Below are 959 nucleotides of genomic sequence, written 5' to 3'. Positions count from 1 at the left end.
AAAAAATCCACTCTCTGGTACTTACATAGGGCGACTTTGTTTGCAAGGTGTGCTTACACAAGAGCAATATGACGCCGTCCAGCAGTATCTACAGATAAGAAACGATTACCTTTGTGCAAAAGGCTTGCCTAATGCGATTTATGACGAAATGCCGTCATCTTCAGATGATAAGGCAAGAGATAAGTGGGTAGCATTTGCAACAGAGCAGTTTATCAACACGCAAGAGGCACTAAAAGAAGCACAATGCCTTTATAGACAGTACAATCTTCACGCTGCGCTACAGTACCTCGTTATAGAAGATCAAATGCTACCACACCTTGTGAATTCATTACGTGTTGCTCTTAATGCGCTTCAGAAACATTTTGATCGTAAATGACAATCTCTATTACGGTTTCATTATATCATATATCGTTGGTAAGTCTCTGCAAAATCTAGCGACTTGTTTAGTGTTTTCATAATCACCGGTGCTCACGTCAGATACTACAACTATCATTTGTGTTTTGGGGCTAATGCCAGTTCCAGTCGAATTACTAAGAAATTTTTTTGCATAATAAATCATTGGATTTTTGCTGTTATTGGATTCGTTGTATGCCCACATAAAATCTCTTTCACTCCAATTATGTTCATAACGTAAACGACTTATTACATTGGGTAGCATTGCCCATGACATTTCTTCATTATACTCACCCCGCAATAAATTCACAAAGCGTCCACATAAAATAACGAATACGTGACGATGCAATACAGGATCAAATTTGGAAGGCATCTTATGATGGCCACGGCTGTATACAAATTCTTGTGCTTGGCTTAGCTTATTAAAATGCGTAAAGCCAGTATATTCTTTACTCGCGTATTTGTCGTAAAGTTGATTATACTTCTCTATAGTATCTACACTTGTAAACATACGCGTCAATTTGTCTATAAATCCAAATGACGCTGATGCAGGTAGCGCTGATATA

2 protein-coding genes are annotated in these 959 nt (G+C 38.1%); one reads left to right on the top strand and one right to left on the bottom strand.

Annotated elements, in window-relative coordinates:
- The coding region (locus tag ACFIKD_RS09575; RefSeq protein ID WP_375647923.1) for a hypothetical protein at window positions 1–376 on the top strand (376 nt) is incomplete at its 5' end.
- A 9-nt stretch (window positions 377–385) separates the two neighbouring features.
- Here the strand turns inward: ACFIKD_RS09575 and ACFIKD_RS09570 are convergent.
- Window positions 386–958 carry a hypothetical protein gene (locus ACFIKD_RS09570; protein WP_375647922.1) on the bottom strand — a complete coding sequence of 191 codons (573 nt, stop codon included), beginning with the start codon at window positions 956–958 and terminating at the stop codon, window positions 386–388.
- Window position 959: the final 1 nt, after the last annotated feature.

This window comes from Bartonella sp. CR84HXZ (assembly GCF_042194535.1).
In the GTDB taxonomy this organism is placed as follows: Bacteria; Pseudomonadota; Alphaproteobacteria; order Rhizobiales; family Rhizobiaceae; genus Bartonella; species Bartonella grahamii.
This window is presented reverse-complemented; position numbering and strand designations above follow the sequence as displayed.